Source organism: Ruminococcus sp. CAG:330 (assembly GCF_000437175.1).
Lineage (GTDB): Bacteria > Bacillota > Clostridia > Oscillospirales > Ruminococcaceae > Ruminococcus_C.
This window is the reverse complement of record NZ_FR898091.1, coordinates 1-500: the sequence shown is the minus strand read 5'-3', so window position 1 is coordinate 500 and position 500 is coordinate 1. Positions and strand designations below refer to the sequence as shown.

The following is a 500-nucleotide window of genomic DNA, read 5'->3' as shown; positions in this document are numbered from 1 at the left end:
TCCAATGCAGCGTTTGGTTATTCTTCGAGGGATCGTCTGCGTTATAGAACGCATCGCCGCCCTCAGCTTTCACAAAGGTCTTTGTGATCTGGTCACGATTGCCCACATCAATGCTACTCGAACTGCTGTTTCCCTTGTTGTCAGAAACTGTGTTGGTAACTGTGTCGCCGTTCTTAGCTGTGCCATCTGTACCGGCAGTGGCTGCATCGGTTTCGTAGGAAATCGAGATATTATGAAGTCCCAAAACACCATTTTCATTTGTGCCATCATATGGAACAGCGTCTTTAAAAATCAGCTTATCGCCATCCTTCGTGATGGTTGCATAAAGCTTTATAGTTCCATTCCACTCCCGAGTTCCCAAACGAATCTCTCCATCTGCTTCGATGGTCGATTCATTTAAGACTATGCAATTAACCCAGGTAAACGTCGCACCGGAAATGGTCAAATCTTTCAGTGAAACATTTTTCAAAGCCGCATCAGTCAACTCATAGCCATTTAAT

1 protein-coding gene is annotated in these 500 nt (G+C 44.6%); it reads right to left on the bottom strand.

Annotated features, from left to right (window positions below; translation table 11 throughout):
- Positions 1–500: hypothetical protein (locus QZL66_RS11170; protein ID WP_293615138.1), on the bottom strand; the 500-nt coding region annotated here is incomplete at both ends.